The sequence below is a fragment of the Cellulomonas denverensis genome (assembly GCF_012396125.1).
GTDB classification, from domain to species: Bacteria; Actinomycetota; Actinomycetes; order Actinomycetales; family Cellulomonadaceae; genus Cellulomonas; species Cellulomonas denverensis.
On the sequence record NZ_JAAXOX010000005.1, the window covers coordinates 167,243 to 193,631 of the forward strand.

Annotated in this window: 23 protein-coding genes and 1 tRNA gene; 8 read left to right on the forward strand and 16 right to left on the reverse strand. The window is 73.8% G+C overall.

Annotation, left to right across the window (positions count from 1 at the left end; translation table 11 throughout):
• Nucleotides 1-65: 65 nt before the first annotated feature.
• Both HGA03_RS11890 and HGA03_RS11895 read right to left on the reverse strand, forming a co-directional pair.
• Nucleotides 66-551 carry a hypothetical protein gene (locus tag HGA03_RS11890; protein ID WP_168630489.1) on the reverse strand — a complete coding sequence of 162 codons (486 nt, stop codon included), beginning with the start codon at nucleotides 549-551 and terminating at the stop codon, nucleotides 66-68.
• Nucleotides 548-1,351 carry a dihydrofolate reductase family protein gene (locus HGA03_RS11895; RefSeq protein WP_168630490.1) on the reverse strand — a complete coding sequence of 268 codons (804 nt, stop codon included), beginning with the start codon at nucleotides 1,349-1,351 and terminating at the stop codon, nucleotides 548-550. The genes HGA03_RS11890 and HGA03_RS11895 overlap by 4 nt, the downstream gene beginning before the upstream one ends.
• A gap of 112 nt (nucleotides 1,352-1,463) precedes the next feature.
• Between HGA03_RS11895 and zapE the strand changes: the two genes are divergently transcribed.
• Complete coding sequence (gene zapE, locus HGA03_RS11900; protein WP_239073457.1) at nucleotides 1,464-2,498, forward strand: cell division protein ZapE; 1,035 nt, start codon at nucleotides 1,464-1,466, stop codon at nucleotides 2,496-2,498.
• Between the two features lie 656 nt (nucleotides 2,499-3,154).
• Here zapE and treZ read toward each other — a convergent pair.
• The 3 genes from treZ to glgX are packed head-to-tail and all read right to left on the reverse strand — an operon-like array spanning nucleotide 3,155 to nucleotide 9,612.
• Nucleotides 3,155-4,987, reverse strand: a complete 1,833-nt coding sequence (gene treZ, locus HGA03_RS11905) for a malto-oligosyltrehalose trehalohydrolase (protein WP_168630492.1) — start codon at nucleotides 4,985-4,987, stop codon at nucleotides 3,155-3,157.
• A gap of 3 nt (nucleotides 4,988-4,990) precedes the next feature.
• Nucleotides 4,991-7,483, reverse strand: coding sequence for a malto-oligosyltrehalose synthase (treY, locus tag HGA03_RS11910; protein WP_168630493.1), 2,493 nt, complete (start codon nucleotides 7,481-7,483; stop codon nucleotides 4,991-4,993).
• Nucleotides 7,480-9,612, reverse strand: a complete 2,133-nt coding sequence (gene glgX / locus HGA03_RS11915) for a glycogen debranching protein GlgX (protein ID WP_168630494.1) — start codon at nucleotides 9,610-9,612, stop codon at nucleotides 7,480-7,482. Before glgX ends, treY begins: the two co-directional genes overlap by 4 nt.
• Before the next feature lie 121 nt (nucleotides 9,613-9,733).
• Between glgX and HGA03_RS11920 the strand changes: the two genes are divergently transcribed.
• Nucleotides 9,734-9,940 (forward strand): hypothetical protein, encoded by a 207-nt coding sequence (locus HGA03_RS11920; RefSeq protein WP_168630495.1) that lies wholly within the window; start codon nucleotides 9,734-9,736, stop codon nucleotides 9,938-9,940.
• On the opposite strand, the gene HGA03_RS11925 is transcribed toward HGA03_RS11920, so the two are convergent.
• A complete protein-coding gene (locus HGA03_RS11925) occupies nucleotides 9,931-10,521 on the reverse strand; it encodes an isochorismatase family protein (protein ID WP_168630496.1) in 591 nt (196 codons plus the stop codon). The two genes, HGA03_RS11920 and HGA03_RS11925, sit on opposite strands and share 10 nt — an antisense overlap.
• Before the next feature lie 17 nt (nucleotides 10,522-10,538).
• Nucleotides 10,539-11,315 (reverse strand): putative protein N(5)-glutamine methyltransferase, encoded by a 777-nt coding sequence (locus tag HGA03_RS11930; RefSeq protein WP_203767103.1) that lies wholly within the window; start codon nucleotides 11,313-11,315, stop codon nucleotides 10,539-10,541.
• A 37-nt stretch (nucleotides 11,316-11,352) separates the two neighbouring features.
• On the opposite strand from HGA03_RS11930, the gene HGA03_RS11935 reads away from it, so the two are divergent.
• From HGA03_RS11935 to HGA03_RS11960, 6 genes are all read left to right on the forward strand, one after another.
• Nucleotides 11,353-11,426 (forward strand) — tRNA-Leu (locus HGA03_RS11935).
• A gap of 112 nt (nucleotides 11,427-11,538) precedes the next feature.
• Nucleotides 11,539-12,087, forward strand: coding sequence for a YdeI/OmpD-associated family protein (locus HGA03_RS11940; RefSeq protein ID WP_168630497.1), 549 nt, complete (start codon nucleotides 11,539-11,541; stop codon nucleotides 12,085-12,087).
• 73 nt (nucleotides 12,088-12,160) lie between these two features.
• On the forward strand, nucleotides 12,161-12,853 hold the full coding sequence (locus HGA03_RS11945; protein ID WP_373307642.1) for an ANTAR domain-containing response regulator: 693 nt from the start codon (nucleotides 12,161-12,163) through the stop codon (nucleotides 12,851-12,853).
• Between the two features lie 196 nt (nucleotides 12,854-13,049).
• Nucleotides 13,050-14,318 (forward strand): ABC transporter substrate-binding protein, encoded by a 1,269-nt coding sequence (locus tag HGA03_RS11950; protein ID WP_168630498.1) that lies wholly within the window; start codon nucleotides 13,050-13,052, stop codon nucleotides 14,316-14,318.
• 58 nt (nucleotides 14,319-14,376) lie between these two features.
• On the forward strand, nucleotides 14,377-14,745 hold the full coding sequence (locus HGA03_RS11955; RefSeq protein WP_168630499.1) for a VOC family protein: 369 nt from the start codon (nucleotides 14,377-14,379) through the stop codon (nucleotides 14,743-14,745).
• Nucleotides 14,746-14,785: 40 nt separating this feature from the next.
• Nucleotides 14,786-15,115, forward strand: a complete 330-nt coding sequence (locus tag HGA03_RS11960) for a DUF2277 domain-containing protein (RefSeq protein WP_168630500.1) — start codon at nucleotides 14,786-14,788, stop codon at nucleotides 15,113-15,115.
• Between the two features lie 188 nt (nucleotides 15,116-15,303).
• On the opposite strand, the gene HGA03_RS11965 is transcribed toward HGA03_RS11960, so the two are convergent.
• From HGA03_RS11965 to HGA03_RS12005, 9 genes are all read right to left on the reverse strand, one after another.
• Entirely contained in the window at nucleotides 15,304-16,131 is an 828-nt protein-coding gene (locus HGA03_RS11965) for an HpcH/HpaI aldolase/citrate lyase family protein (RefSeq protein ID WP_168630501.1), read from the reverse strand.
• A 117-nt stretch (nucleotides 16,132-16,248) separates the two neighbouring features.
• Nucleotides 16,249-17,457, reverse strand: coding sequence for a CaiB/BaiF CoA transferase family protein (locus HGA03_RS11970; protein ID WP_168630502.1), 1,209 nt, complete (start codon nucleotides 17,455-17,457; stop codon nucleotides 16,249-16,251).
• Nucleotides 17,454-19,430 (reverse strand): SUMF1/EgtB/PvdO family nonheme iron enzyme, encoded by a 1,977-nt coding sequence (locus HGA03_RS11975; protein WP_168630503.1) that lies wholly within the window; start codon nucleotides 19,428-19,430, stop codon nucleotides 17,454-17,456. The genes HGA03_RS11970 and HGA03_RS11975 overlap by 4 nt, the downstream gene beginning before the upstream one ends.
• Nucleotides 19,427-20,830, reverse strand: a complete 1,404-nt coding sequence (locus HGA03_RS11980; protein WP_168630504.1) for an ADP-ribosylglycohydrolase family protein — start codon at nucleotides 20,828-20,830, stop codon at nucleotides 19,427-19,429. The genes HGA03_RS11975 and HGA03_RS11980 overlap by 4 nt, the downstream gene beginning before the upstream one ends.
• Nucleotides 20,821-21,990, reverse strand: a complete 1,170-nt coding sequence (locus HGA03_RS11985) for an ADP-ribosylglycohydrolase family protein (RefSeq protein WP_168630505.1) — start codon at nucleotides 21,988-21,990, stop codon at nucleotides 20,821-20,823. Before HGA03_RS11985 ends, HGA03_RS11980 begins: the two co-directional genes overlap by 10 nt.
• Nucleotides 21,991-22,043: 53 nt before the next feature.
• The gene (locus HGA03_RS11990; protein WP_239073456.1) at nucleotides 22,044-23,219 is read right to left on the reverse strand and encodes an ABC transporter substrate-binding protein; all 1,176 of its coding nucleotides are present in this window, start codon (nucleotides 23,217-23,219) and stop codon (nucleotides 22,044-22,046) included.
• Nucleotides 23,220-23,352: 133 nt separating this feature from the next.
• On the reverse strand, nucleotides 23,353-24,180 hold the full coding sequence (locus HGA03_RS11995) for a carbohydrate ABC transporter permease (protein ID WP_168630507.1): 828 nt from the start codon (nucleotides 24,178-24,180) through the stop codon (nucleotides 23,353-23,355).
• 1 nt (nucleotide 24,181) lies between these two features.
• A complete protein-coding gene (locus tag HGA03_RS12000; RefSeq protein WP_168630508.1) occupies nucleotides 24,182-25,129 on the reverse strand; it encodes a carbohydrate ABC transporter permease in 948 nt (315 codons plus the stop codon).
• Nucleotides 25,126-26,151, reverse strand: a complete 1,026-nt coding sequence (locus tag HGA03_RS12005) for a LacI family DNA-binding transcriptional regulator (RefSeq protein WP_168630509.1) — start codon at nucleotides 26,149-26,151, stop codon at nucleotides 25,126-25,128. The genes HGA03_RS12000 and HGA03_RS12005 overlap by 4 nt, the downstream gene beginning before the upstream one ends.
• Between the last annotated feature and the right edge of the window lie 238 nt (nucleotides 26,152-26,389).

The window sequence follows — 26,389 nt, forward strand, 5'->3', positions numbered from 1 at the left end:
ACGGCGCGCCGGGCCCGGGAAACGAGGCCTAAGTCCCCATCCGGTACAGACCTGGGGCTGCGGGCTCAGCCGAGTTCGGAGGTGCCCAGGTACAGGTGCAGCACCGGCACGTGCAGCTCCTCGCGCGCCCGGGAGGCCCAGTCCTGATGGAAGGTGTCCTCCAGCGCGTGCGGGTAGGTCGCCACCACGACCTCGCGGGCCCCGGTCTCGGTCAGGGCGGCGCGCAGGGCGGGCAGCGGGTCGTCGTCGACCACGGTGCCGGTCGCCGATGCCCCGGCGGCGTCGAGCGCCTCCAGCGACGCGGAGAGCTGCTCGGCGGCGGTCGCGGTGGCCCGCTCCGGTGCGGGCTCGCGGCCCAGCACGGTGTCCAGTGCCTCGCGCAGCTCGCCCAGGCTCAGCTGGTCGACCAGCGACACCAGCACGTTGCGCTCGGTGTCCGCGGGCACCAGCACCCGGTAGGCCAGCTGCTCGTCGCCGTGCAGGGAGAGGATGTGCGCCACATCCGCCGAGGTCAGGGTGTCCTCTGTCAGGACCAGGATCGTGTCGGTCACGAGTCCGAGCCTAGCCGTCCGGGCCGCAGCAGCCACCGGCCGAGCAGCATCCCGTCGCTGTGCAGCAGGTGCGCCGGGCTGGCGGCGATGGTGGGGGCCAGCCAGTCCAGGGTGTGCACCGGGCGGACCCCCGGCCCGCCGGTCAGCACCGGGCTGGTGCTCAGGCACAGCTCGTCGACCAGTCCGGCGGCGGTCAGGTCGCCCAGCAGCCGGGGACCGCCCTCGGCCAGCACCCGGGTCAGGCCCCGCGCCGCCAGCGCGTCCAGGGCGGCGGCCAGGTCCACGGTGGTGTCCCCGGCGACGATCAGCCGCTCCGGGTCCAGATCGCCCAGCCGGGGGTTGCTCGCCACGGTCACCACGTAGGGGCGGTCCTCGGCGGGCACGTCCCGCAGCTTCTCCGGCAGCTCGCCGGTGCGGGTGACCAGCGCGATCGGCAGCCGCTCGTCCTGGCCGCGCTCGGCCCGCGCCGCCCGCAGGTCCGCCGGCACCCGCAGCGGGCCGTAGCCCTCGTCCCGGGCGGTCCCGGCGCCGACCAGCACCACGTCCGCCACCGAGCGCTGCACCCGGAACGCCCGCCAGTCCGCCGGGCCGTTGATGCTCCGGGACCGGCCGTCCGGCCCCTGCGCCGAGCCGTCCAGGGTGGCGATCATGTTCGCCCGCACCGCGGTGCTCCGGCCCGGCCGGGGTGCCGGGTGGGCGTAGAACGCGCGCAGCACCGGCTCACCGGGTGTGGGCTCCAGGCGCTCCCCGGCGCGCTCGGCGGGCAGCAGGATGTCGAGGGTCGGCAGCTCGGGGGGCATGGGCCGAGGGTACGGCGGATCGCAGGAGGTCCGCAGGCCGGGGCGCCGACCGGGTTCCGGTGGTCGGCCGTGCTGTCGCCCGCAGGGCCGTCGGCGCTTAGGCTGTCCGCCCGTGACCAGCCGGACCTCGCCGACGACGGCGTCCCTCACCGACCGCAGCCCGCAGGTGGCCCCCGAGCGGCTGCTGGCCGAGCGCGTGCCGCCGCCGCACTTCGCCGCCGAGTCCTTCGACAGCTACCGGCCGGATCCGGCCCATCCCTCCCAGTCCGCCGCGCTGGCCCGGCTCCGGGAGGTCGCGGCCACGCTCACCGCCCGGCGCTCCGGCGGTGGCCTGTTCCGGCGCAAGCCCGGCCCGGTGCCCGCGGTCTACCTGGACGGCGGCTTCGGGGTGGGCAAGACCCACCTGCTGACCTCGCTGGCCTCGGCGGTCGGGGAAGGCGCCGCCTACGGCACCTTCGTGGAGTGGACCAACCTGGTCGGCGCGCTCGGCTTCCGGCCGACCGTTGACGCGCTGGCCGGTCGCCGCCTGGTCTGCATCGACGAGTTCGAGCTCGACGACCCCGGCGACACCGTCCTGATGTCCCGGCTGCTGCGCGAGCTCACCGACCGCGGGGTGGCGCTGGCCGCGACGTCCAACACGCTGCCCGAGTCGCTGGGCGAGGGCCGGTTCGCCGCCGACGACTTCCTGCGGGAGATCCAGGACCTGTCCGGCCGGTTCGAGGTGCTGCGGATCGACGGGCCGGACTACCGGCAGCGCGCCGTGGTCACCGACACGATCCCGCTCACCGACGACCAGGTCATCGCCGCCACCGGCGCGGTTCCCGGCGCCACCTGCGACGACTGGACCACCCTGCTGGCCCACCTGTCCCGGGTACACCCCAGCCGGTACGGCGCACTGGTCGAGGGCACCAGCCTGGTCGGCCTCACCGCCGCCGGCCCCGTGCCCGACCAGGACGTCGCCCTGCGCCTGGTGGTCCTGGTCGACCGGCTGTACGACCGCGACGTCCCGGTGCTGCTCGGCTCCGCCGGTGCCGGGTCGCTGTTCAGTCCCGAGATGCTGGCGGGCGGCTACCGGAAGAAGTACTACCGCGCGCTGTCCCGCCTGGGCGCCCTGGTCGACCGCGGCCGCGCGGAGTTCCTGGCCTGACGCCGGCCGGCGCGCGCGTGCTGCCCCGCCCGGGCACCCTGCGCGTCGCCCGCATCGCCCGGGATGTCCGGGCCGCTGCAGGACAGCCCGGCCGCGCCGCCCGGGCCGCCCGCGACGCTGCAGGACGGCCCACCCGCTGCGCCGAGAGTGCACATCTGCAGCCTTCCTGGCTCGGGAGGCGTGCATTCGTGCACTCTCGCCGCGCGCTGACCCGGGCGGGCGGCCCGCGGGGCCGGCGCAGCACGCTACGCGGGCACCCCGGGTGCCGCGCCGCCCGGCCATCCCGCGCGTCGCCCGAGATGCCCGCGGCGTCGCCGGGACAGCTAGCCCTCGTCGCCGAGAGTGCACGTTTGCAGGCCTTCAGGCTCGGGAGGCGTGCATTCGTGCACTCTCGCTGCGCTGTGACGCAGGCGGGTGCGCTCAAGGGGTCCGAGCAGTACTCCACCCGGCAACCCGCGTGCCGCCCATCCCGCGCGTCGCCCGGGATGCTTGCGGCGCCGCAGGACAGCTAGCCCGCGGCGCCGAGAGTGCACGTTTGCAGGCCTCCAGGCTCGGGAGGCGTGCATTCGTGCACTCTCGTTGCAGCTGACCCGGGCGGGCAGGCCCGCGGGGTCCGAGCAGCACGCCCGCGGCTCAGCGCAGCACGCCACTCGGGCTCAGCGCAGGACGACCACCGTGTGCCCGGGCACCACGACCCGGGCGCCGTCCTCGTCGGTGAGCACCCGCGCGCCGCCCGCCGCCCAGGCCGCCAGTACCTGCGGGGAGCCGGTGCGGCTCAGCGGGACGGTCTGCTCGTCGCCGGACAGGTTGATCACGACTCGGGCGTCGCCGCGGTGCAGGACCAGCCAGCTGCGCCAGGCCCGGTCGCGGGCCGCCTCCGGGGAGTGGTCCTCGGCCGTGCCCCCGGACCCCTCGGCGGCGGGGTCCCAGGTCAGCGCCGTGCGGGATCGGTCGCCGGAGCCCAGGTCGTCGACCTCCCGGCGCAGGGCGATCAGTCGCCGGTACCAGTCGTACAGCCGGCGGTGTCCGGGCAGTGCGGGCTCGGCCCAGTCCAGCCGGCTGCGTTCCAGGGACTCGGCGGCCTGCGGGTCGGGCACGGTGAACTCGTCGTCGGTGCGGCCGTACATGGTGGCCCAGCCGTGCGAGCCGAACTCGGCGGACCGGCCCTGGCGTACCGCCTCGGCCAGTTCCGGTTCGGGGTGGTCGGTGACGAACAGCCAGGGGGTGCGTGCGCCCCACTCCTCGCCCATGAACAGCATCGGGGTGAACGGCGACAGCACGATCAGTGCGGCCTCCGCGGCCAGGGCGTCGTCATCCAGCCGGTCCGAGGGCCGGTCGCCCAGCGCGCGGTTGCCCACCTGGTCGTGGTCGGAGCCGAAGACGACGAACCGGTGGCCATCCACCCCGTCCGGCACCGGGCGGCCCCAGTCCCGGCCGCGGAAGGTGGAGTGCCCGCCCTCGTGCACGAACACCCGGGTCATCGCGTGCGCCAAGGTCTCCGGGCTGCCGAAGTCGACGTAGTACCCCTGCCGCTCGCCGGTGAGCAGTGCGTGCACGGCGTGGTGCACGTCATCCGCCCACTGCGCGGTCATGCCCCAGCCACCCTCGGCGGTAGGGGTGATCGACACCGGGTCGTTCAGGTCGGTCTCGGCGATCAGGGACAGCGGGCGGCCCAGGTCGGTCGCCAGGGCGGCCACCGCGTCCGCGAGTTCGGCCAGCACGTGCCGGGGGGTGTCGTCGACCAGCGCGTGCACCGCGTCCAGCCGGAGCGCGTCGACGTGGAAGTCCCGCAGCCAGCGCAGCGCGGAGTCGATGATCCAGCGCCGCACCTCGGGTTCGCCCAGGTTGATCGCGGCGCCCCACGGCGTCTGGTGCGCGTCGGTGAAGTACGGCCCGAACTCGGCCAGGTAGTTCCCGGACGGCCCCAGGTGGTTGTGCACCACGTCCAGGCAGACCGCCAGCCCGGCCCGGTGCGCGGCGTCGACGAACCGTTGCAGCGCGGCCGGCCCGCCATAGGGCTGGTGCACGCCGTACAGCGACACCCCGTCGTAGCCCCAGCCGTGCCGCCCGTTGAACGGCGCCACCGGCAACAGCTCGACCACCTCGACGCCGAGGTCGGCCAGGTGACCGAGCCGGGGGATCGCGGCGTCCAGGGTGCCCTCGGCGGTGAAGGTGCCCACGTGCAGCTCGTAGATCACCGCCCCGCGCACGTCCCGCCCGGCCCAGGCGCCGTCCGCCCAGTCGAAGCGGCCGGCGTCGAACACCCGGGACGGGCCGTGCACGCCCTCGGGCTGCCAGGGCGAGCGCGGATCGGGCCGCGGCGGGCCGCCGTCCAGGCTGAGCGCGTAGTCGGTACCGTGCGGCAGGTCGTGCGCGCCGGCCCACCAGCCGCCGTCACCGGGGTCCAGCGCCAGCCGCTCGTCGCCGCCCTCGTCCGGGCCGGGCAGCACCAGCTCCACGGTCCGGGCCTGCGGTGCCCACACCCGCATCGCTCAGTCCTCCCTGACCAGCAGCGCCACCGGCAGCCGGTCCAGCAGTCCGGCCAGGTGCCGCACGCCCCCGGTCACCTCCCGGTCGGTGAACACCTCGCGCCACCGGCCCTCCGGCAACGCCACGGTGTGCTCGGCCCAGCCGCCCATCCGCTCCACCGAGGCGGCCAGCCGGGTGGCGACCACCGCGACTTGGGGCTGCTCGGCCACGGTCCGGGCGTAGGTGATCGCGTGCCCGGAGGAGTGCGCCAGCGGCACGAAGCCCGCCTCCGGTCCGGTGAAGGCCTCGCGCAGCTCCCGCCGCAGCCGGAGCGTGGTGGCGGTGACCAGCAGCTTCTCGTCCGCGAGGTCCCGGGGTCCAGCGCCCTCGTCCAGCCGGGCCAGCCGGGTGGCGATCGCGGCGTGGTCCACCGGTCGCCGGTTGTCCGGGTCGACCAGCGCCACCGCCGGCACCTCGGTGCCCTGGTAGACGTCCGCCACGCCGGGCAGGGTCAACTGGACCAGCGCGGTGCCCAGGGTGGCCGCCCGGACGGCCTCCCGGGTGCGCAGCTCCCACCGGGTGAACAGCTCGGCGATCGCCGGGTCGGCCACCGCCTGGCGGGCGGCGGTCAGCACGGCGGACTCGTAGGCCTCGTCCGGTGAGGTCCAGCTGGTGTGCTGCTTGGCCTCCCGCACCGCCTTGGTCAGGTACTCGGTCAGCCGCTCGGCCTCGATCGGGCCCTCGGCGGTCCAGGTGCCGGCCAGGGTCTGCCAGAGCAGGTTCTCGGTCCGGCCGTCCAGCAGTGCCGGGCGCCAGGCGGCCGAGGCGGCGCGCAGGCCGGTGACCAGCTCCGCCCACTCCACCGGCAGCTCGGACAGCACGCCGATCCGGGCCCGGACATCCGCCGAGCGCTTGGTGTCGTGGGTGGACAGCGTGGTCATCCCCAGCGGGGAGGTGACCTGCATCCGGCCGGCCCAGGTGAGCAACTCGGTGGGGGACAGCGCGAACCGGTCCGGCTCCCCGCCGACCTCGCACAGCGAGATCAGGTGCGTCCAGCGGTAGAACGCGGTGTCCTCGACGCCCTTGGCCATCACCGCGCCGCAGGTCTGCTGGAAGCGCACGATCAGCTCGTCGCGACGGGCATCGCGGGTCCGGCCGGCGGATCCGACCTCGCGGCCGAGCAGCAGGTCGACCAGGACGTCCATCGTGGCGGCGCGTTCGGGCGACAGCCGGGTGCGGGCCAGCGCGGCGGCGGCGGACAGCACCTCGACGTCCTCCGGGTGCGGCGCCTCGCCGGGCACCACGTACGCCCGGTAGCGGTCCATCGCGACCAGCAGCTCGATCAGGCAGTCCTGCAGCGACCGCCAGGTGTGGTCGCGCAGCCGCAGGTCGCCGGAGCAGACCTCCGCGGCCAGCTCGGTCAGCCGGTGCACCTCGGCGTACAGCGCCCGGTCCACCACCTCCCGCTTGGCCTGGTCGATCAGCGCGGGCAGGGCGTCGGTGGTGTCGCCGGTCAGCCGGTGCATCAGCGCGCCCAGCTTCCCGCCGCCGCCCGGGTCGACGAAGGTCTGCTGGATCCGCCAGGCGGTGTCGTACCCGGTGCTGCCCGCGGTGTCCCAGCCCGGGGGCAGCTCCTCGTCGTTCTGCAGGATCTTCTCCACCACCACCCAGGCGCCGCGGGTGGCCTCACGCAGCCGAGCCAGGTAGCCGGCCGGGTCGGCCAGACCGTCCGGGTGGTCGATCCGCAACCCGTCGATCACGCCCTCGTGCAGCAGCCGCAGCACCAGGGCGTGGGTGGCGTCGAAGACCTCGGGGTCCTCGACCCGGATCGCCGCCAGCGTCCCCACGTCGAAGAACCGGCGGTAGTTGAGCTCCTCGTCGGCGACCCGCCAGTACGCCAGCCGGTAGTGCTGACGTTCGACCAGTTCGCCCAGCGGTAGCGCCTCGGTGCCGGGCCGGACCGGAAACACGTGGTCGTAGTAGCGCAGCACCGGGCCGACGTCGTCGTCGGTGTCCAGGGTCAGCTCGCCCCGGGCCAGCACCGCCCCGATCCGGTCGCCCAGCACCGGCATCAGCACCGCACCCTCACCGGCGGACCAGTCCACGTCGAACCAGGCCGCGTAGGGCGACTCCGGCCCCTCGGCCAGCACCGACCACAGCGCGCGGTTGTGCCAGACCGGGGTGGGCACCGCCATGTGGTTCGGCACGATGTCCAACACCAGGCCCAGCCCGGCGGCGTGCGCGGCCTCGGCCAGGCGGCGCAGCGCGTCCTCGCCGCCCAGCTCCGGGGCGACCTCGTCATGGTCCACCACGTCGTAGCCGTGGGTGGAGCCCGGCGCGGCCCGCAGCACCGGCGACAGGTACAGGTGCGTGACGCCGAGCGTGTCCAGGTAGGGCACCAGGTCCGCCGCGTCGTCCAGCGACAGGTCGGGTCCGAGTTGCAGCCGGTAGGTGGACACCGGGACCGGGCGGCCCGGCGCCGGCAGCCGGCGGCTCGGGGTGCTGGGCTCGCTCACTCGCCGGCCTCGGCCTCGGCCATCGGGGGACGGGTCAGCACCACCAGCGAGCGCGGCGCCAGGCTGAGCTCGGCCCGGGCCTTCTTGACCTCCCCGGCCTCGAACTGGCTGTCGGTGTCCAGCACCACGGTCCAGGTATCGCCGTAGTCCTCGCCGGGCAGGGAGAACGTCACCGGCTCGGGGGCACCGTTGAACAGCACCAGGAAGGAGTCGTCCACCACCTCCTCGCCGCGCAGGTCCGGCTCCGCGATCGCGTCACCGTTGAGGAAGACCATCACCGAGCGGGCATAGGCCTCCTGCCATTGCTCGTCCGACATGTGCGTGCCGCACGGGTCCAGCCAGGCGATGTCGCGCAGGTCGGACTCCCCGCCACGCTCCGGCGCCCCGGCGAAGAACCGGCGGCGGCGGAACACCGGGTGGTCGCGGCGCAGCGCCACCACCGTGCGGGTGTACTCCAGCAACTGCTCCCGGGTGGCATCCAGGTCCCAGTCCACCCAGGACAGCTCGTTGTCCTGGCAGTAGACGTTGTTGTTGCCCTGCTGGGTGCGGCCCAGCTCGTCGCCGTGCGCCAGCATCGGCACGCCCTGGGACAGCAGCAGGGTGGCCAGGAAGTTGCGGGACTGGCGCTGCCGCAGCTCGGTCACCTCGGGATCGTCGGTCGGGCCCTCGACCCCGCAGTTCCAGGACCGGTTGAACGACTCGCCGTCCTTGTTGTCCTCGCCGTTGGCCTCGTTGTGCTTCTCGTTGTAGGACACCAGGTCGCGCAGGGTGAAGCCGTCGTGGGCGGTGATGAAGTTCACGCTGGCGATCGGCCGGCGCCCGGTGTGCTCGTACAGATCCGAGGACCCGGACAGCCGGCTGGCGAACTCGGCCAGGGTGGACGGCTCACCACGCCAGAAGTCCCGCACGGTGTCCCGGTAGCGCCCGTTCCACTCCGACCACAGCGGCGGGAAGCCACCGACCTGGTAGCCGCCGTCGCCCAGATCCCACGGCTCGGCGATCAGCTTCACCTGGGAGATCACCGGGTCCTGCTGCACGATGTCGAAGAACGCGCTCAGCCGGTCGACCTCATGGAACTGCCGGGCCAGGGTGGCCGCCAGGTCGAAGCGGAAGCCGTCCACGTGCATGTCGTGCACCCAGTACCGCAGCGAGTCCATGATCAGCTGCAGCACGTGCGGGGAGCGCATCAGCAGCGAGTTCCCGGTGCCGGTGGTGTCGAAGTAGTGCGCCCGGTCGTCGTCGACCAACCGGTAGTAGGAGGCGTTGTCGATCCCGCGGAAGCTCAGGGTCGGGCCCAGGTGGTTGCCCTCGGCGGTGTGGTTGTAGACCACGTCGAGGATCACCTCGATGTCGGCGGCGTGCAGCGCCTTGACCATCGCCTTGAACTCCTGCACCTGCTGGCCGGTGGACCCGTAGGCCGCATAGCCGTTGTGCGGGGCGAAGAAGCCGATCGTGTTGTAGCCCCAGTAGTTGGTCAGTCCGCGGTCGGCCAGGGCGGGGTCGTGCACGAACTGGTGCACCGGCATCAGCTCGACCGCGGTCACCCCCAGATCCGTGAGGTGCTCGACCACCGCGGGGTGACCCAGCGCCGAGTAGGTGCCGCGGATGTCCTCGGGCACCTCCGGGTGCAGCTTGGTCAGGCCGCGCACGTGCGCCTCGTAGATCACCGACTCGTGGTACTCGTGCTGCGGCGGGCGGTCGTGGCCCCAGTCGAAGTACGGGTTCACCACCACCGACGTCATGGTGTGCCCGGCCGAGTCCGCGGTGTTGCGGGTCTGCGGGTCGCCGAAGGTGTAGCTGTACAGCGACGGGTCGCCGTCGATCTGCCCGTCGATCGCCTTGGCGTACGGGTCGAGCAGCAGCTTGTTCGGGTCGCAGCGGTGCCCGGCAGCCGGGTCGTAGGGCCCGTGCACCCGGTAGCCGTAGCGCTGCCCGGGCTGGGCCGCGGGCAGGTAGCCGTGCCAGACGAAGGCATCGACCTCGGGCAGATCGATCCGGCGCTCGCTGCCGTCGGCGTCCACCAGGCACAGTTCGACCCGCTCGGCGACGGCCGAGAACAGCGCGAAGTTGGTCCCGCTGCCGTCGTAGGTGGCCCCCAGCGGGTAGGGGCGTCCGGGCCAGATCCTCATCCGAAAGTCCTCACCTGCACAGAGTGCCAGGCGTGACCGGGTTCCCGCAGGGCGAGCCGGTCGGGTGAATCCTCTGGGTGGAGGCTCGCAAATCGGGCAAATCGGACGCATCCTTGCCGCCATGGAGGACGACGACGACCAGGTGGTGATCACCAACGCCGACATCGCCGCGGCCAAACGCGACTGGCAGCTCGCCCGCAACCGGGGGGAGCTGCCCGAGCGGATCGACGCCGCCTACGACGTGTACCGCCGCCTGGTGTCGGCCCAGGCGCAACAGATCGCGGACACCTTCCGGGCCACCGGCACGCTGCGCTCCGATCAGGGCTGAGCGGTGGTCAGCTCCACCTCGGCGCGCGACAGGGTGGTCAGTGCGGCGATCGTGGTCGCGGTGGCCACCCCGGCGGTGAGGTCGGTCAGCACCCGGACCCCGAACCCGGCCTCCCGGGCGTCCAGCGCGGTGGCGGTGACGCAGTGGTCGGTGGCCAGGCCGACCACGTCCACCTGGTCCACCCCGGCCTCGCGCAGCGCCGCGGCCAGATCGCCGGGGCGCCCGACCAGCTGCCCGGCGAAGCCCGAGTAGTCCTGGCGGCCCTGGCCCTTGTGCACCAGCACCGTGCCCTCCGGCAGCCGCAGCTCCGGGTGGAAGGCCGCACCGGTGCTGTCCCGCACGCAGTGCTCCGGCCAGGTGGTCACGTAGTCCGGGTCGCCATCCACCGCGAAGTGGCCGTCATTGCTGTCCGGCAGCGGCTCGTGCCAGTCCGCGGTGGCCGCGACCAGGGCGTAGTCGCCGGCCGAGCGGTCCAGGTAGCCGGTGATCGCCCGGGCCACCGCCGCCCCGCCCGCCACGGCCAGGGCGCCGCCCTCGCAGAAGTCGTTCTGCACATCCACCACCAGCAGTGCGCGCGTCATGGGCACGATCTTGCCCTTCAGGGCCGGGTGGCGACCACCGCCGTCGCGCCCAGATCCGGGTCCGTGACGATGCGTGGGGCCAGCCCGGCCGTCGCGCAGGCCGCCGCGGTGCGCTCCGCCTGGGCGGCCGAGGTCTCGATCACCAGCGTGCCGCCGGGGCGCAGCCAGTGCGGGGCGGCCGCGGCCACCCGCCGGTGCAGGGCCAGTCCGTCCGCACCCCCGTCCAGGGCGAGCAGCGGTTCGTGCTCCCGGGCCTCCACCGGCATCAGCGCGATCTGACCGGTCGGCACGTAGGGGGTGTTCGCCAGCAACACGTCCACCCGGCCCGTGAGCTCGGCGGGCAGCGGGGCGTCCAGGTCACCGGTCAGCGCCTGCCCGTCCACCCCGGCCTCGGCGATGGTCCGGGCGGCGCAGGCCACGGCGGCCGGGTCCAGGTCGCAGGACCACAGCCGGCTGCCCGGCAGCGCGAGGGCGGCGGCCACCCCGATCGCCCCGCTGCCGCAGCACAGGTCGACCAGCACCCGGCCGCCGGACCGGACCGCCTCCCGGACCAGCAGCTCACTGCGCCGGCGGGGCACGAACACCCCCGGCGCCACCGGCATCCGGCGACCGGCGAACTCCACCCAGCCCAGCACCTGCTCCAACGGCTCACCGGCGATGCGCCGGGCGGCCAGCGCGCGCAGCGCGGCCGGGTCGGCGGCGACCTCGGTCAGCAGGGCCGCCTCCTGCTCGGCGAAGACGCAGCCGGCGGCGCGCAACTCCTCGATCAGGGCGGCGGTGGGGGGACGGGGCACGGAGGAACGCTACGCGCCGCTAGGATGGCGTCACACGGCCCCGATAGCCCAACCGGCAGAGGCGTTCGGCTCAAACCCGATCCAGTGTGGGTTCGAATCCCACTCGGGGCACCGTCATCATCGGGGTGGGTCTACCACCCCCGCACCGGACCCCGGATCCTGGCCCACCGGCTCGGACCGGCGTCGCTGAGCGGGTGTCGGACCCGCGCGGCACCATGTCCGGATGGAACCGCTGCTGCTGCCGGATGCCGCCGCCTGGCGGGCGTGGCTGGATGCGCACGAGTCGGACTCGGACGGCGTGTGGCTGGTGCTGGCCAAGAAGGGCACGGTCGACCCGACCCGGTTGCTGGTCACCGAGGCGCTGGACGAGGCGCTGTGCTCCGGCTGGATCGACGGGCAGCGCAAGGGCCGGGACGCGGGCACCTTCCTGCAGCGCTACACCCCGCGCCGGCCGCGCAGCCTGTGGTCGGCGCGCAACGTCGAGTACATCGCCCGGCTGACCGCCGAGGGCCGGATGCGGCCGCGCGGGCTGGCCGAGGTCGACGCCGCCCGGGCCGACGGGCGCTGGGACCGGGCCTACGCCGGGTCCGCGGCGATCGAGGTGCCGCAGGATCTGCTGGACGCGCTCGCCGCCGCACCGGCCGCCGCGGAGGCGTTCGCCGCGCTCGGCCGGTCCGCCCGGTACTCGGTGCTGCACCAGGTCGTGACGGCGGCGACACCGCAGACCCGGGCCCGCCGGATCGAACGGTGGGTGGCCGCCCTGAGTGGGTGATGCCGGGGCAGTGCGCGGGTTCACAGCCGGACAATCCGCCACGAGGAGCAGCCGAGGACCTAGAATCCTCCGTGTGAGCACCCAGGACGCAACCCCGAACGAGGCAGTGGAGACGGCCGACGCCGCACCGCTGGACCTCGACATCCCCACCAAGACCGAGGAGAAGGCCGCCGACCCGGAGGCCCGCCCGGCCCGCCGCGCCGTCGTCGCCGAGGACGAGGCACTGATCCGGATGGACGTCGTCGAGACGCTCCGTGAGGCCGGATTCGACGTGGTGGGGGAGGCCGGCGACGGCGAGCAGGCGGTGGCGCTGGCCACCGAGCTCAAGCCCGACGTGGTCGTGATGGACGTCAAGATGCCCGTGCTGGACGGCATCTCCGCGGCCGAGCGGATCGCCAAGGGCCACCTGGCCCCGGTGGTGCTGCTGACCGCCTTCTCCCAGACCGAGCTGGTCGAGCGCGCCCGGGACGCCGGTGCGATGGCCTACGTGGTCAAGCCGTTCAGCCCGGCCGACCTGCTGCCCGCGGTCGAGATCGCGATCTCCCGCTACGCCCAGATCACCGCGCTGGAGTCCGAGGTCGCCGACCTCGCCGAGCGGTTCGAGACCCGCAAGCGCGTCGACCGCGCCAAGGGCCTGCTGATGACCAAGATGGGCCTGTCCGAGCCGGAGTCCTTCCGCTGGATCCAGAAGACCTCGATGGACCGCCGCCTCACCATGCGCGAGGTGGCCGACGCCGTGATCGACCAGGTGGGCGGCGCCTCCTGATCCCGGCCTGAACCCGGTGCTCCCACGGAACCCGGCCCGTCACGATGACGGGTCGGGTTCCGTGCTTTGTCACGAATCCACAACAACCCTGGTTGAGACACGACCGACACACGGGTGACACAGAGCGCCCCTAGCGTCGCCGCCACAGTGACCGGCGCGCCCGTCGCCGGACGTCCTCAGCAGAGGGGTTCCCCGCATGATTCGTACGACACATGCTCTCCAGGCGGCGGCACTCGCCGGTGCCGTCGCGCTCGTGCTGACCGCGTGCGCCAGCGGATCAGACGACGACGCGGAGGCCGGGTCCACCGGCAGCGGCTCCGGCAGCGGTGAGCCGCTGAAGATCGGCACCCTGCTCCCGCAGACCGGCACCCTGGCCTACCTCGGCCCGCCGGAGGTCGCCGGCGTCGATCTGGCGGTGCAGGAGATCAACGAGGCCGGCGGCGTGCTCGGCTCCGACATCGAGGTGGTGCACGCCGACTCCTCGGACGCCGACCACGGCGAGGTCGCCACCCAGTCCGTCACCGACCTGCTGTCCCAGGACGTGCAGGTCATCATCGGTGCGGCCTCGTCCTCGGTGACCTTCAACGTCATCGACGACATCACCGGCGCCGAGGTGGTGCAGATCTCACCCGCCAACACCGCCACCGGCCTGTCCGGGTACTCCGACTACTACTTCCGCACCGCCCCGCCGGACACGGTCCAGGGCGCCGCTCTCGGCAACCTGATCACCGGCGACGGCAAGGCCAACATCGGCATCCTGGTGTTCAACGACGACTACGGCACCTCGCTGCGGGACGTGGTCAAGAGCACCGTCGAGGAGGCCGGCGCCACGGTGGTCTACGGCAACCCGGGCGAGGAGTTCGACCCGGCCGCGTCGTCCTTCGCCACCGACGTGACCGCACTGATGGCGACCAGCCCGGACGCCGTGGTGATCCTCGCCTTCGAGCAGACCAAACAGATCATCCCGGAGCTGGTCGCCGCCGGGGTGGACCCGTCCACCATCTACATGGTCGACGGCAACACCGCCGACTACTCCGCCGACTTCGAGGCCGGCACGCTGGAGGGCGCCCAGGGCACCATCCCCGGCGCGTTCCCCAGCGACGACTTCCAGGCCCGGCTCAAGGAGGTCGACCCCAACCTGACCGACTACGCCTACGGTCCGGAGTCCTACGACGCCACGATCCTGGCGGCGCTGGCCGCGGTGAAGGGCGGCGGCACCGACGGCCCGACCATCCAGGCGAACATGGCCGCGGTCTCCGGCGCGGACGGCGGCGAGGAGTGCAGCACCTTCGCCGACTGCGTCGACCTGATCGAGGGCGGGGACGACATCCACTACGTCGGACAGGCCGGCATCGGCCCGTTCAACGAGGACAACGACCCGTCCAGCGCGTTCATCGGCGTCTACCAGTACGGCGCCGACAACAAGAACGTCTGGGTCAAGGCCGTGGAGGGCTCGGTCGGCTGAGCCCGGGCGCAGGACGCCGGGGCACCGCGTGTCGGTGCCCCGGCGTAGCGTCGCGCGCATGGACTACAGACTGGAACTCGTGCAGGTGCCGGTTTCCGACGTGGACCGCGCCATCGACTTCTACGTGCACCGGGCGGGCTTCGTGCTCGACGGTGACTTCCAGGTCAACGACGACCTCCGGTTCGTGCAACTCACCCCGCCCGGCTCGCCGGCCTCGATCGCGATCGGCACCGGGCTGACCGACATGGCCCCCGGCTCGGTGGAGGGCCTGCAGTTGGTGGTCACCGACATCGAGGCCGCCCGCGCCGACCTCACCGCCCGGGGACTGGACGTGGGGGAGGTGCAGGACTTCCCCTGGGGCCGGTTCGTGTTCTTCGCCGACCCGGACGGCAACCGGTGGGCGGTCCAGCAGGTGGTCCGCGGCTGACCCCTCGCCGGGTCGGCGGGCCGGGCCTACCGTGGGCGGCATGTGCCGGAACATCACGACCCTGCGGGGCCTGGAGCCGGCCGCGACCGACGAGGAGATCGAGGCCGCGGCCCGTCAGTTCGTCCGGAAGGTCACCGGCGTCCAGTCGGTGAGTGCCGCCACCGCCGGCCCGGTCGACCACGCGGTCGAGGAGATCGCCGCCATCGTCACCCGGCTGCTCGACGAGCTCCCGGACCGCCGCCGCCCGCCCGCGACCGTGCCACCGCTGCGCCGCCCCGAGGTGCGCGCCCGCCTGGGGCTCGGCGAGTTCCCCGACCCGGAACACGACCACGTGCACCGGGACGGGGAGGCACACGCGCACGCGCACTGAGCCCGCGCTGACTAACCCGCCAGGCCGCTCGTCCGTCCGCCCGCCTCAGCATCGCCGAGGGCGCAGTTCGCGTTGGTGCGCGGGCCCAGGTTCCAACGTCAACTGTGCCCTCGCTGGACGAGTGCGGAGAAGGTGTCGCGATCTGGGCGGTTCGGGCGGCAGTTTCTCCGCACTCGCCGGAGGGGGAGTCAGTCCTCGGCGAGTGCCACCACGGAGCGCGCCCGCTCGACCATCGCCACGTCCAGGAAGGTCCCGTCCGCGAGCACCACGGCCCCGACCCCGGCCTGGTGGGCGCCGGCGACCCGGTCGAGCACCTCGCGCGCCCGCTCGACCTCCGCGGCGTCCGGCGTGAACGCCGCCCGGATCGCCGGGAGCTGTCGCGGGTGGATGGCGGCCCGCCCGACGAAGCCGAGTGCCCGCCCGGCGACGCAGGACGCCCGCAGCCCGTCCAGGTCGGTGACGTGGGGGTACACCGACATGGCCGGCGCCGGCAGTCCGGCCGCACGGGCTGCGGTTACCACGCGGGACCGCACCCAGGCGAGGCCCTCCTCGCCGGAGACACCCAGGTCCGAGCGCAGGTCGGCCTCGCCGAGCCCGAGGGTGGCGACGGCGGGGTCGGCGGTGGCGACGGCGAAGGCGTGCTCGATGCCGAGCGCGTCCTCCAGCAGGAGGTGCAGTGGCCGTCCGGGCAGTGCGGCGGCCAGCGCCCGCACCGCCTCGGGCCGGTTGACCTTCGGCACCCGGAGACCCACGGACGCCGGGAGCTCGGCGACGGCAGCGAGGTCGTCGGCGTGCCACGGTGCGTGCTCCTGGTTCACCCGGACCTGTACCGGACGTCCGGCGGGGGCGGCGGCGATCAGGCCGGCGAGTGCGTCCCGGGCGGACGCCTTCCGGGCCGGGGCGACCGCATCCTCCAGGTCCAGCACCACCACGTCGGCGTCGCCGGCGAGTGCCTTGGCCGCGAGGTCCGGCCGGTCGGCGGGTGCGTAGAGCAGCGTGCGGACGGGGCGGGTCATCGGGCATCCTCCGCGGTCACGACGGCGGTCCGCACCGGGCGGGTCATCGCGCGTCCTGCGCGGGCAGGGCGGCGATCCACTCGGGTGGGCAGCCGAGCGCGGTGCGGACCGGGCGGGTCATATCGCGCCCTCCGCGCGCAGGGTGGCGATCCGCTCGGCCGGGTAACCGAGACCGGCGAGCACGGCCTCGGTGTCGGCGCCGTGCGGGCGACCGGTGAAGGCGATCACGGCGTCGTGCCCGGACATCCGGAACAGCGGGCCCTGCATGGCCATCGGTCCGAGCTCCGGGTCGTCGACGGTGTGGATGGTGCCCAGTGCCTGGAACTGCGGGTCGGCGACGATGTCGGCGGCGTCGTATACCGGTGCCACCGCTGCCTGCGCGGCCTCGAACGCGGCGACCACCTCGGCCCGGTCGCGCTCGGCGATCCAGCCACCGACCGCGGCGTCCAGCTCATCGGCGTGCCGGGCCCGGTCGGCGCCGTGGGCGAACCACGGCTCGTGCACGAGTTCGGGCCGGCCCACCAGCCGGATCACCCGCTCGGCGATCGACTGCGCGGAGGTCGACACCGCCACCCAGTGGCCGTCGCGGGTGCAGTAGACGTTGCGGGGCGCATTGTTCGCCGACCGGTTGCCGGTCCGGGGCTGCACCGTGCCGAGCTGGTCCCAGCGGGTGATCTGCGGGCCGAGCATCGCCAGGATCGGCTCGATGATCGCGACGTCCACCACCTCGCCGCGCCCGGTGCGGTCCCGGGCGTGCAGGGCGGTCATGATCGCGAAGGCCGTGGCGAGGGACGCGATGCCGTCGGCCAGCCCGAACGGTGGCAGGGTCGGCGGGCCATCCGGGTCGCCGGTCATGGCGGCGAAGCCACTCATCGCCTCGGCGAGGGTGCCGAAGCCGGGCCGGGTGCGGTACGGCCCGAGCTGGCCGAACCCGCTGACCCGGGCCAGCACCAGCCGCGGGTTGTGTGCGGCCAGGACGTCGGGTCCGAGACCCCAGCGTTCGAGGGTGCCGGGCCGGAAGTTCTCGATCAGCACGTCGGAGCGTCCGACCAGGTCGAGCAGCACCTGGCGCCCGCCCGGGGCGGACAGGTTCGCGGTGACCGCGCGCTTGTTGCGGCCGAGGGTCTTCCACCACAGGTTCACCCCGTCCTTCGCGGCGCCGTGCCCGCGGGAGGGGTCCGGGCGGTCGGGGTGCTCGACCTTGATCACGTCGGCGCCGAGGTCGCCGAGGTGCATGGCGGCCATCGGTCCGGCGAACAGCGTCGAGGCGTCGATCACCCGCAGGCCGGACAGCGGGCCGGTGGCCGGGTCGCGGGAGACGGTCACGGCGCGACCTCCAGATCCCACGCGCACCGGAAGCCGATGCTGGTGCTGCGGGCGACTCCGAGGCCGGGCAGCAGGAACTTCAGGCTGACCTCGGGCGGCTGCGGCCCGCCGTCGACGTACCACTCCGAACCCTCGGATCGGTGGTCGGCGCCGCCCTTGAGCATCACGAACCGGGTCCGGCCGTCGGTGTGCTCGCTCTCGGTCCAGTTCCACACCACCGGACGGCCCCGGTGCAGCCCACCGGTCTGGCCGGCGAGCTGCCACTCGTCCTCGGTGGGCAGCCGCCCGCCCCGCCAGGCGCAGTACGCACGGGCGTCGGCCAGGTCGACCTGCGTCACGGGCGCATCGTCGGCCTGCGACCCGGCGAGGAACCGGTGCCCGACCGCAGGCCGGTAGCCGGTGGCGGCGACGAAGGAAGCGAACTCGGCGCGGGTGACCTCGGTCCGGGCGACGGCGACCGGACGCGGCAGGTGCCCGTCCCGCTGCAGGGTGCGCGCGTCATGCAACCGCGGCGGCAGCGGCTTCCACTCGTCCACATAGGGCGCGCCCTGGTACATGCCGGTCTCCCGGGCCCGGTACCGGACGGTCAGCACCCAGTCGCCGGCCGGGACCAGCACCGCGTCCGCCGGAACCTCCGACCGTGCCACCGGCGCCGGGTCCGGTGCGCCGACCCGGCGGGCGAGTCGGTGCTGGAAGGCGGCATCGGGATCGTGCCGCAGGTCCCCGGCCCGCGCGGCCGCCATCACACCGGCCACCCAGTCCGGCTCGGCGGTCCCGGGTTCCAGGTGCAGCAGCGCGGCCACCCCCCGGGCCGGCACCACGACGTCCGCACCGGGTTCGGTGCCGGTCAGCAGGTCGATCACCCGTCCGGGCCGCTCGGGCAGGACGGGTCCGCGCGCGTCGGTGCCGGCGCGGTTCACCACCGTCCAGAGCGTGACGCCGTCCAGGGCGAACGAGGAGGCGTACAGCCCGGGTGCGGCATCGGGCGCGAGGGCGGCCAGCGGCGTCCATTCGCCGGTGCGGAGCAGGTCACCGGCGGCCCGCTGCACGGCCAGCATCCGGCGCAGGGTGGCGGCATCGCGCCGGCTCCACCCGACCCAGACCCCGAACACCACCTCCCACACCATGACGCCGACCCCGTTCAGCCACGCCGACTGCAACTCCTCGGAGTGGTCCCGGTGCCAGCGCCGGACGTGGTGCTGCATGTGCCGGCGCTCGAACCAGTGCGCGCGCAGCACCCCGGGGACCGGGCTGTCGGCGAAGAACTGCGCCCAGGACGCGGTGTGGTCGGCGATCCGCTCGGTGGCCAGCTTCGACTCGCCCTCGAGCACCAGGCCGGGCCGGGCGCGTTCCAGGCGGTCGACCAGATCCGGGTCGGCCTTGCGGAGCGTGTCGAGGAACACCCCGTCTGCCCCGAGGTCGGCGACCAGGGCGGCGAGCTCGGTGGCGTCGTCGGCGCCGCGCCGGGTGCCGGTGTCCCACGGGTTGTAGTCCACGAAGACCCGCAGCCCGGCGGCGTGCAGGTCCGACACCAGATCGCCGATCCCCGGGACGTCCCGGTAGTGGTCCCACTGGTTCCGGTCGTCGATGCCGATCACCGGGTAGGCGTGCCAGAGCACCACCGCGTCCAGGCCGCCGAACCGCTCGGCGTCGGCCAGGAACCGCTCCGGGGTGAACCGGTGGGCGTCGGCGTCGTAGAGCAGCTCGTCCCACAGCCAGACCTGCGCGACGGTGTGGCAGCCGGCCGCCCACAGCCCGCCGGGGCGGCGGTACGCGACGTCGTCGTAGCCGTGCCGGCGACGGGCGTCGGCGCGCCAGGCGTGCAGTCGCTCGCGCCAGGCGGGCAGCAGTGCCGGGTCGTCCGGGGCGGCGAAGATCTTGGCGTCGTCGAGTGCCGCGAGGTCGGCATCCGGGTCCAGCGGCACCGGGGTCGGGAGGTCGATCGGGCGGGGGACGAGCGGGTCGAACGTCACGGGGTCTCCTGGTTCTGGTCCTGCGGGTGTGCCCCCATCACGTCGGTGGCCAACTCGGCGCGGACCCGCAGCGTGCGGGCGGCCAGCTCGGTGATCCGGTGCTCCGCCGGCCCGGGCAGCGACGTGGCGATCCGGTCGTCCAGCGGCGTCACCCAGCGCGGGTCGAGGGCGGCGGCGCCGGTCAGCCCGCCGACCACCGAGCCGACGGTGGCGGCCGAGGAGTCGGTGTCCCAGCCCGCGGTGACCGCGGCGCTGATGCTGCGCCCGAGGTCCCCGCCGCCGACCCCGAGTGCCCAGGCGATCACCGCGGCGTTGTTCAGCACGTGCACCCAGTGCAGGTGGCCGTACCGGGCGTGCAGGGCGTCCAGCCCGGAGGCCAGGTCGGGTGCGGTCGCGGCGGTCCGGCGCCCGAAGCGGACCGCCTCGGCGAGCCGGCTGTCCGCCGGGATCGCGGTGTCTGCGGCGTCGAGCACCTGGTCGACCGTGTCGCAGACCAGCGCCGCCGAACAGGCCGCCGCGGCCCAGAGCGCGCCGTGTACGCCGTCCCGGGTGTGGCTCAGCCGGGCATCGACCCAGGCCAGTCGGGCCGCGTCGTGCACCCGGCCCGGGTGCACCCAGCCGGGCACGTCGGCGCGGATCAGGGCACCGATCCACTCGCGGAACGGATTGAGGTGGGTGGCGGTCTCCGGTACCGGACGGGCGTCGAGCAGATTGCGGTAGGCGGCCCGCTCGGCGGTGAAGGTGCGGCCGGCGGGCAGCTGGTCCAACCAGGCCTGCGCGACGTCCTCGGTGGTCAGGTGCGCGCCGTGCCGCTCCAGCAGGGTCAGGGCGAGCAGCGGGTAGTTCAGGTCGTCGTCCTCGGGGACGCCGTCGATGTTCTCCTCCAGGGAGGTGGGGGCGCTGCGCCGGTTCCACGGCCAGCGCCGCGCGACGTCCTCGGGGAGGCCGACCGCGGTGAACCAGCGGTCCAGTGGCCAACGTCCGGTGGCGCGCAGGATCTGCTCGATGCCGGCGCGCGGGATCTTCTCCACCGGCTTGCCGAGCAGGCACCCGGCGGCTCGGCCGGTCCACGCCCCGAGCACCCGGTCGGGCAGCGCGGACTCGTCCGGGGCGGGCAGCTCCGCGGCGGCCGGCAGCGTGGTCGCCAGCTCCGGCCAGGTCGCCGGGCCGGTGAGCCCGGCGGCGGCGGTCCGGCCGGCCACCTCGCCGAGCAGCTCACGGGCCAGCGCCCGCAGCTCCGGACCGGCGGGTTCCGGGCCGGCGCCGCTCACCGCCGGCGTGAGCGACCCGCCCGCGGCGGACCACCGGACGGCGACGTCCTGGACGTCCATGCCCTCGTCGGCGCACTGCACGAGTTCGTGCGGCAGCAGGTCCTCCGGCTGCGCCCAGGTCAGTCGCACGGCGCCTCCCGCAGCAGGGCGTCGAGGGCGGCCGCCCGGGTGCGGGCCCGCTCGGCGTCGGCCGCCAGCACGTCGGCGGCCGCCGCGGCCAGCTCCCGTCCGGTGGCGCGCAGGTCCATCCGGCTGGCCTCCTGCACCGCGTCCAGCCACTCGGCGGGCACGACGGCGGTGCCACCGAGTCCGGCGGCGAGCGCCCCGGCCATCACCGCGATCGAGTCCGCGTCCCGGCCGTAGTTCACCGCCGCCAGCACCGATCCCCGGTAGTCCCCGGCGTGCGCCGCGAGCAGGCCCAGCGCCACCGGGAGTTCCTCGATGGACTTGGTCCGGGAGGGGCGCCGGGCGTCGGCGGACATGTTCCGGTACTCCGGCCCGACCGAGTCGTAGGGGGCGACCGCCTCCCGGACCAGCCGGGCCAGGCGGCGTTCGTCCTGGTCCGACGCCGGAACGGGCAGGCCGGCCACCGCGGCGGTGACGGCGTCGAGCGCGGCCGCGGTCCCGTCGTGTGCGACCGACCGGGCGGCGGCGAGCACGTCGGCCACCGACGCCCCCGGGGTGAGCGCCGCCGCGACGGCAGCGGCGAACACCCCGGCGGCCTCCCGGCCGTAGGAGGACTGGTGCGGGGCGGTGACGTCGATCGCCTCGGCATAAGCCGCCCGCGGATCACCGGCGTTCACCACCCCGACCGGCGCCATGTACATCGCCGCGCCGCAGTTGACGATGTTGCCGACGCCGGCCTCGCGCGGATCGACGTGCCCGTAGTGCAGCCGGGCCACCAACCACTTCTCGGCCAGGAACACCCGCTGCAGGATCAGCGCCTCCGCCTCCAGCTCGGGGACCCAGGTCGGCTCCCCGATCATCCGCGGCACCAGGTCCTCGGCCACGGCGTAGGCGTCCAGATGCGTGCGCCGCGCCGCGTAGACCGCCACCAGCGCGCGCGTCATCAAGGTGTCGTCGGTGACGTGGCCGTCGCCCTTGTGGTACGGCGCGATCGGCCGGGCGGTGCGCCAGTCCGGGTAGTACGGGGGGACGATCCCCCGCACCCGGCCGCCGTACCGCTGCTCGATCTGCTCGGGCGTCCAGCCCTCGGTGGCGCCGCCCAGCGCGTCGCCCACGGCGGCGCCGGTGATCACGGCCTCCGCTCGGTCGTCCAGCCAGCTCACGGATGCTCCCTGCTCGTCGGTGCTCGGTGCTCGATGTCCCCGGCGGTCCTCGATCAGCTCGTGATCTCGTCCCACCCGGAGGTCAGCTCGTCCGCGAGGGTCGCGGAGTCGGTCTCGCCGGCCAGGAACCGCTGGAACGCGGGCGTGGCCACGGTGTCCTTCCACTGCGCGTAGGCGTCGACGAACAGGTACGGCGCCTCGGTGAAGTACTCACCGGAGGACAGCACCACGTCCCACCCGGGCTCGCCGGCCAGTTCCTCGGCCATCAGGTCGCGGGCGGAGGTGGAGGACGGGATCAGGGCGTCGGCCTGGTTCAGGGCGGCCAGGTTCTCCGGCTCGGTGAAGAAGTTCAGGAAGTCGGCGGCCTCCTCGACGTGCTCGGAGTCGATGTTGACCGACAGCGTCTGCGGGTTGGCGGCCTGCCCGGCGCCCTCCGAGCCCTCCAGCGGCGGCAGGACCACCCAGTCGAAGCCCTCGGGTGCGTCGGCGGTGATGTTCGCCGCCTGGTAGGAGCCCTGGATGGTCATCGCCACCTGGCCGGCGTAGAACGAGGCGAGCACCTCCGAGCCGGACTGGGTCAGCGTCACCGGGGCGAGGGTGCCCTCGGCCGTCATCTCCGAGACGATCTCCGGGATCGCCAGCTCGCCGTCGCCGACGGTCAGGGTCGCGTCCGCCCCGGAGCCCTCGAAGTAGGTGCCGCCGAAGCTCGGCCCCATGGTCATGAATGCGGCGGTCGGGCTCTTCAGGCCCCAGCCGAGTCCGGCCGTCGTGCCGGAGGTGGTCGCGCGGGCGATCTCCTGCAGCTCGTCCCAGGTCATCGTGTCGCCGGTCGGGATCTCGACCCCGGCCTGCTCCAGCAGGGTGCGGTTGGCGAACACCATGTACGACTGCAACTCGGTCGGGTAGCCCACCACTTGGTCGTCCACCGTGACCGTCGACATCACGCCCTCGGGCACGTCGGACACGAAGTCCTCGCTGATCAGGTCGGTCAGGTCGGCGAGGTAGCCGTCCACGGCGAACGGCACGATCCCGGCCGCCTCGTAGTGGATGATGTCCGGCGCCGCACCGCCGTTGAACTGGGTGATCAGCTTGTCGTAGATCCCGTCCCAGCCGGCGGGGACGATCTCGACCTGGACGTCCGGGTTCTCGGCGTTCCAGGCGTCCACGATGTTCTCGGTCGCCTCGATGGCGGCCGGCTGGTCGGACAGCGACTGGAAGGTGAGGGTCACCGGACCCTCATCGGCCCCGTCGTCCCCGCTGCCGCCCCCGCAGGCGGTCAGCAGCAGAACGGTGCCCGTGACGCTTGCGACGATGAAAGCTCCACGCGTGTGCATTGGCGGTACGCCTTTCCGATGGTGTGGTTCAGCCCTTGACGGCCCCGGCGAGCAGGCCGCCGGTGAGCTTCTTCTGCATGATCGAGAAGAAGACGATGCTCGGGATCGCGGCGAGGACGGACCCCGCGGCGAGCGGACCGAGCGCGACCTTGCCCTCGCCGCCGATGAACATCTTCAGCGTGATCGGCAGGGTGTAGTTCTCGGGGGATTGCAACAGCACGAGTGCGAAAAAGAACTCGTTCCAGGAGGACACGAAGGAGAACATCGCCGTCGCCACCACCCCCGGCATGAGCAGCGGCAGCACGATCTCGCGCAGCGCCCGCACCCGGCCGGCGCCGTCCATCGACGCCGCCTCCTCCAGGTCCACCGGGATCGCGGCGACGTAGCCCTGCAACATCCACAGCGCGAACGGCAGCGTGTAGGTGGTGTGCACCAGGGTCAGGCCGACCAGGCTGTCGGTCAGCCCGATCGTGCGCAGGATCAGGAACAGCGGCAGCACCACCAGGATCACCGGGAACACCTGGCTGACCAGGATCCAGCCGGTGCCCATCGTGCGCAGCACCCCCCGGAACCTGGCCAGCGCGTAGGCCGCGGGCAGTGCGATCAGCACCACGAGCGCGGTCGACACCAGCGCCACCCCGAGGGAGTTGCCCGCCGAACGGACCAGGCCCTGCCGCTCCAGCGCCTGGGCGAAGTTGTCCCAGTGCCACTGCTCGGGCAGCAGGCGCACGGACAGCGAGTTCAGTTCCCCCGACGACTTCACCGACGCCGACATCAGCCAGACCAGCGGGAAGGCGAGGAAGACGATGTACAGGGCCAGCGCGAGGTACTGCGCGGGACGGATCACGGCACGCATGTCAGCGCTCCTTCTCGTCGCGGAGCTGGGTTCGCAGGTACCCGACCAGCAGGAGGACGACCACCACCACCAGCACCACGCCCATCGCTGCGGCGTAGCCGATGTTCCGGTTCTTGAACGCCTCGATGTAGGTGAAGAGCATCGGCAGCATGGTCTTGCCGCCCGGCCCGCCCTCGGTCAGCACGTACACGAGGCTGAACGAGTTGAAGTTCCAGATGAAGTTCAGTGAGGAGATCGCGGTGATCACCGGCCGCAGGCTCGGCATCGTCACCGACCAGAACCGGCGCCAGGTGCTCGCACCGTCGATCGCGGCCGCCTCGTACATCTCGGTGGGGATCTGCTGCAGTCCGGCCAGCAGGGTCACCGTGGTCTGCGGCATCCCGACCCAGACCCCGACCACGATCACCGCCGGCAGTGCGGTGGAGAAGTCCGCGAGCCAGTTGATGTCGTCCGGCAGCCCGACCGCCCCGAGCGCGGCGTTCAGCGGCCCCGCGTTCGGCGAGTAGATCATCCGCCACATGATCGCCACGACCACCGGCGGCATCGCCCACGGGATCAGCGCCAGCACCCGGGTCAGGGCGCGCAGCCGCAGGTCGGCGGCCAGCAGCAGGGCCAGGCCCATCGCGGCGACGATCTGCAGCACCGTGACGGAGACCGCCCAGATCAGGCCGATCCGGAACGAGTCCCAGAAGAACGAGTTGCTCAGCAGCCGGGTGAAGTTGTCGACCCCGACGAACGAGTACTCCGGGTTGCGGACCAGGCGCGCATCGGTGAACGCCAGCGCGACGCCCACCACCAGCGGCGCGACGCTCAGCACCAGCACCGGCAGCAGGGACGGCAGCACCAGGGCGGCTGCCTCGCGGCGGCGCGCTCGGCCGAGCGGCCCACGGGACCTGTCGTCGCGGCCGCGTCGCCGGACGGGCGGGGGAGTCGTCGCAGTGGCGGTCATCGGGTCACCTCGCCGGCGGTCGACTCCCGGACCTGCAGCGCCGGCGGGACCGAGACGGCCCGGGGTGCGCGGTCGCCGCCGCCGTCCAGGCGGTCGAGGATGAGCCGGGCCGCCGCGCGACCACGTTCGGCGGCGCCCAGGGAGACGCTGGTCAGCGTCGGGTGGTAGACCCGGCCGATGTCCGTGTCGTCCATCCCGGTCACGGCCAGGTCGCCCGGCACCGCGATGGCCCGCGCGCGGGCGGCGCCCAGGACGCCGATGGCGAGCAGGTCGTTCGCGGCGACCACCGCATCCAGGGCCCGGTCGCCGGTGTGCCGGTCGAACAGCCGGTGTGCGGCGGCCAGGCCGGCGGCGACGGTGAAGTCATCGGCCAGCTCGGTGTCGGCGGTGGGCAGGTCGGCCCGGGCGACCGCCGCGTCGAAGCCGCGCTGCCGGGAGGCACCCGGAGTGGTGTCCAGCGGACCGTTGAGGAACCCGACCCGGCGCCGGCCGAGGCCCACGACGTGTTCGACCGCCTGCACGATGCCCGCCGCCGAGTCGGTCTGCACCGAGTCCAGGCCGTCGTCGGCGAGGTGGCGCCCGACCACGACGACCGGCACGGTCGCCTCCCGGAGCGTGGCGCGCAGCGCGTCGTCGATCCGCAGCGGGGAGATCACGATCCCGTCGACCAGCCCCGCGGCGAAGCTGCGCACCAGCGCGCCCGTCTCCTGCGGGGTGTCGCCGGACTCGGCCACGACCAGCCGGTACCCGCGCTCGGCGACCTGGTGCTGGATCGCGGTCATCATCTCGACGTAGACGGGGTTGCCGATGTCGGCGACGGCGAAGGCGATCTGGAACGTCCGGCGCAGTCGCAGCGAGCGGCCGGTGCCGTCCGGGGTGTACCCGAGCTCCTCGGCGGCCGCCCGCACCCGGGCCACCATCGCGGGGCTGGCGCCGGTGCCGTTCAGGGCCCGGGAGGCAGACGCCAACGAGACGCCGGCATGGGCGGCGACCTCGGGCAGGGTGGCGCGGTGAGCGGACACGGTGACGGCTCCCTCGACGGTGAGGCGGGCTGTGGCGAACGGTGCGTCGTTGCACCGCTGGAAACGTTTCCGACCCCGAGTGTGGCCCGCCGGGGGCAGCGGTGTCAACGCCCCCCACGCTCCGGCCCCTGGCCCCGCCTGCCCCACCCGGCCTCGCTCGCCCCCGCCCGGCCCCACCCGGCCTCGCCCGGCCCCGTTCGGCCCCGTTCGGCCCCGTTCGGCCCCGCCCGCCCCCGCT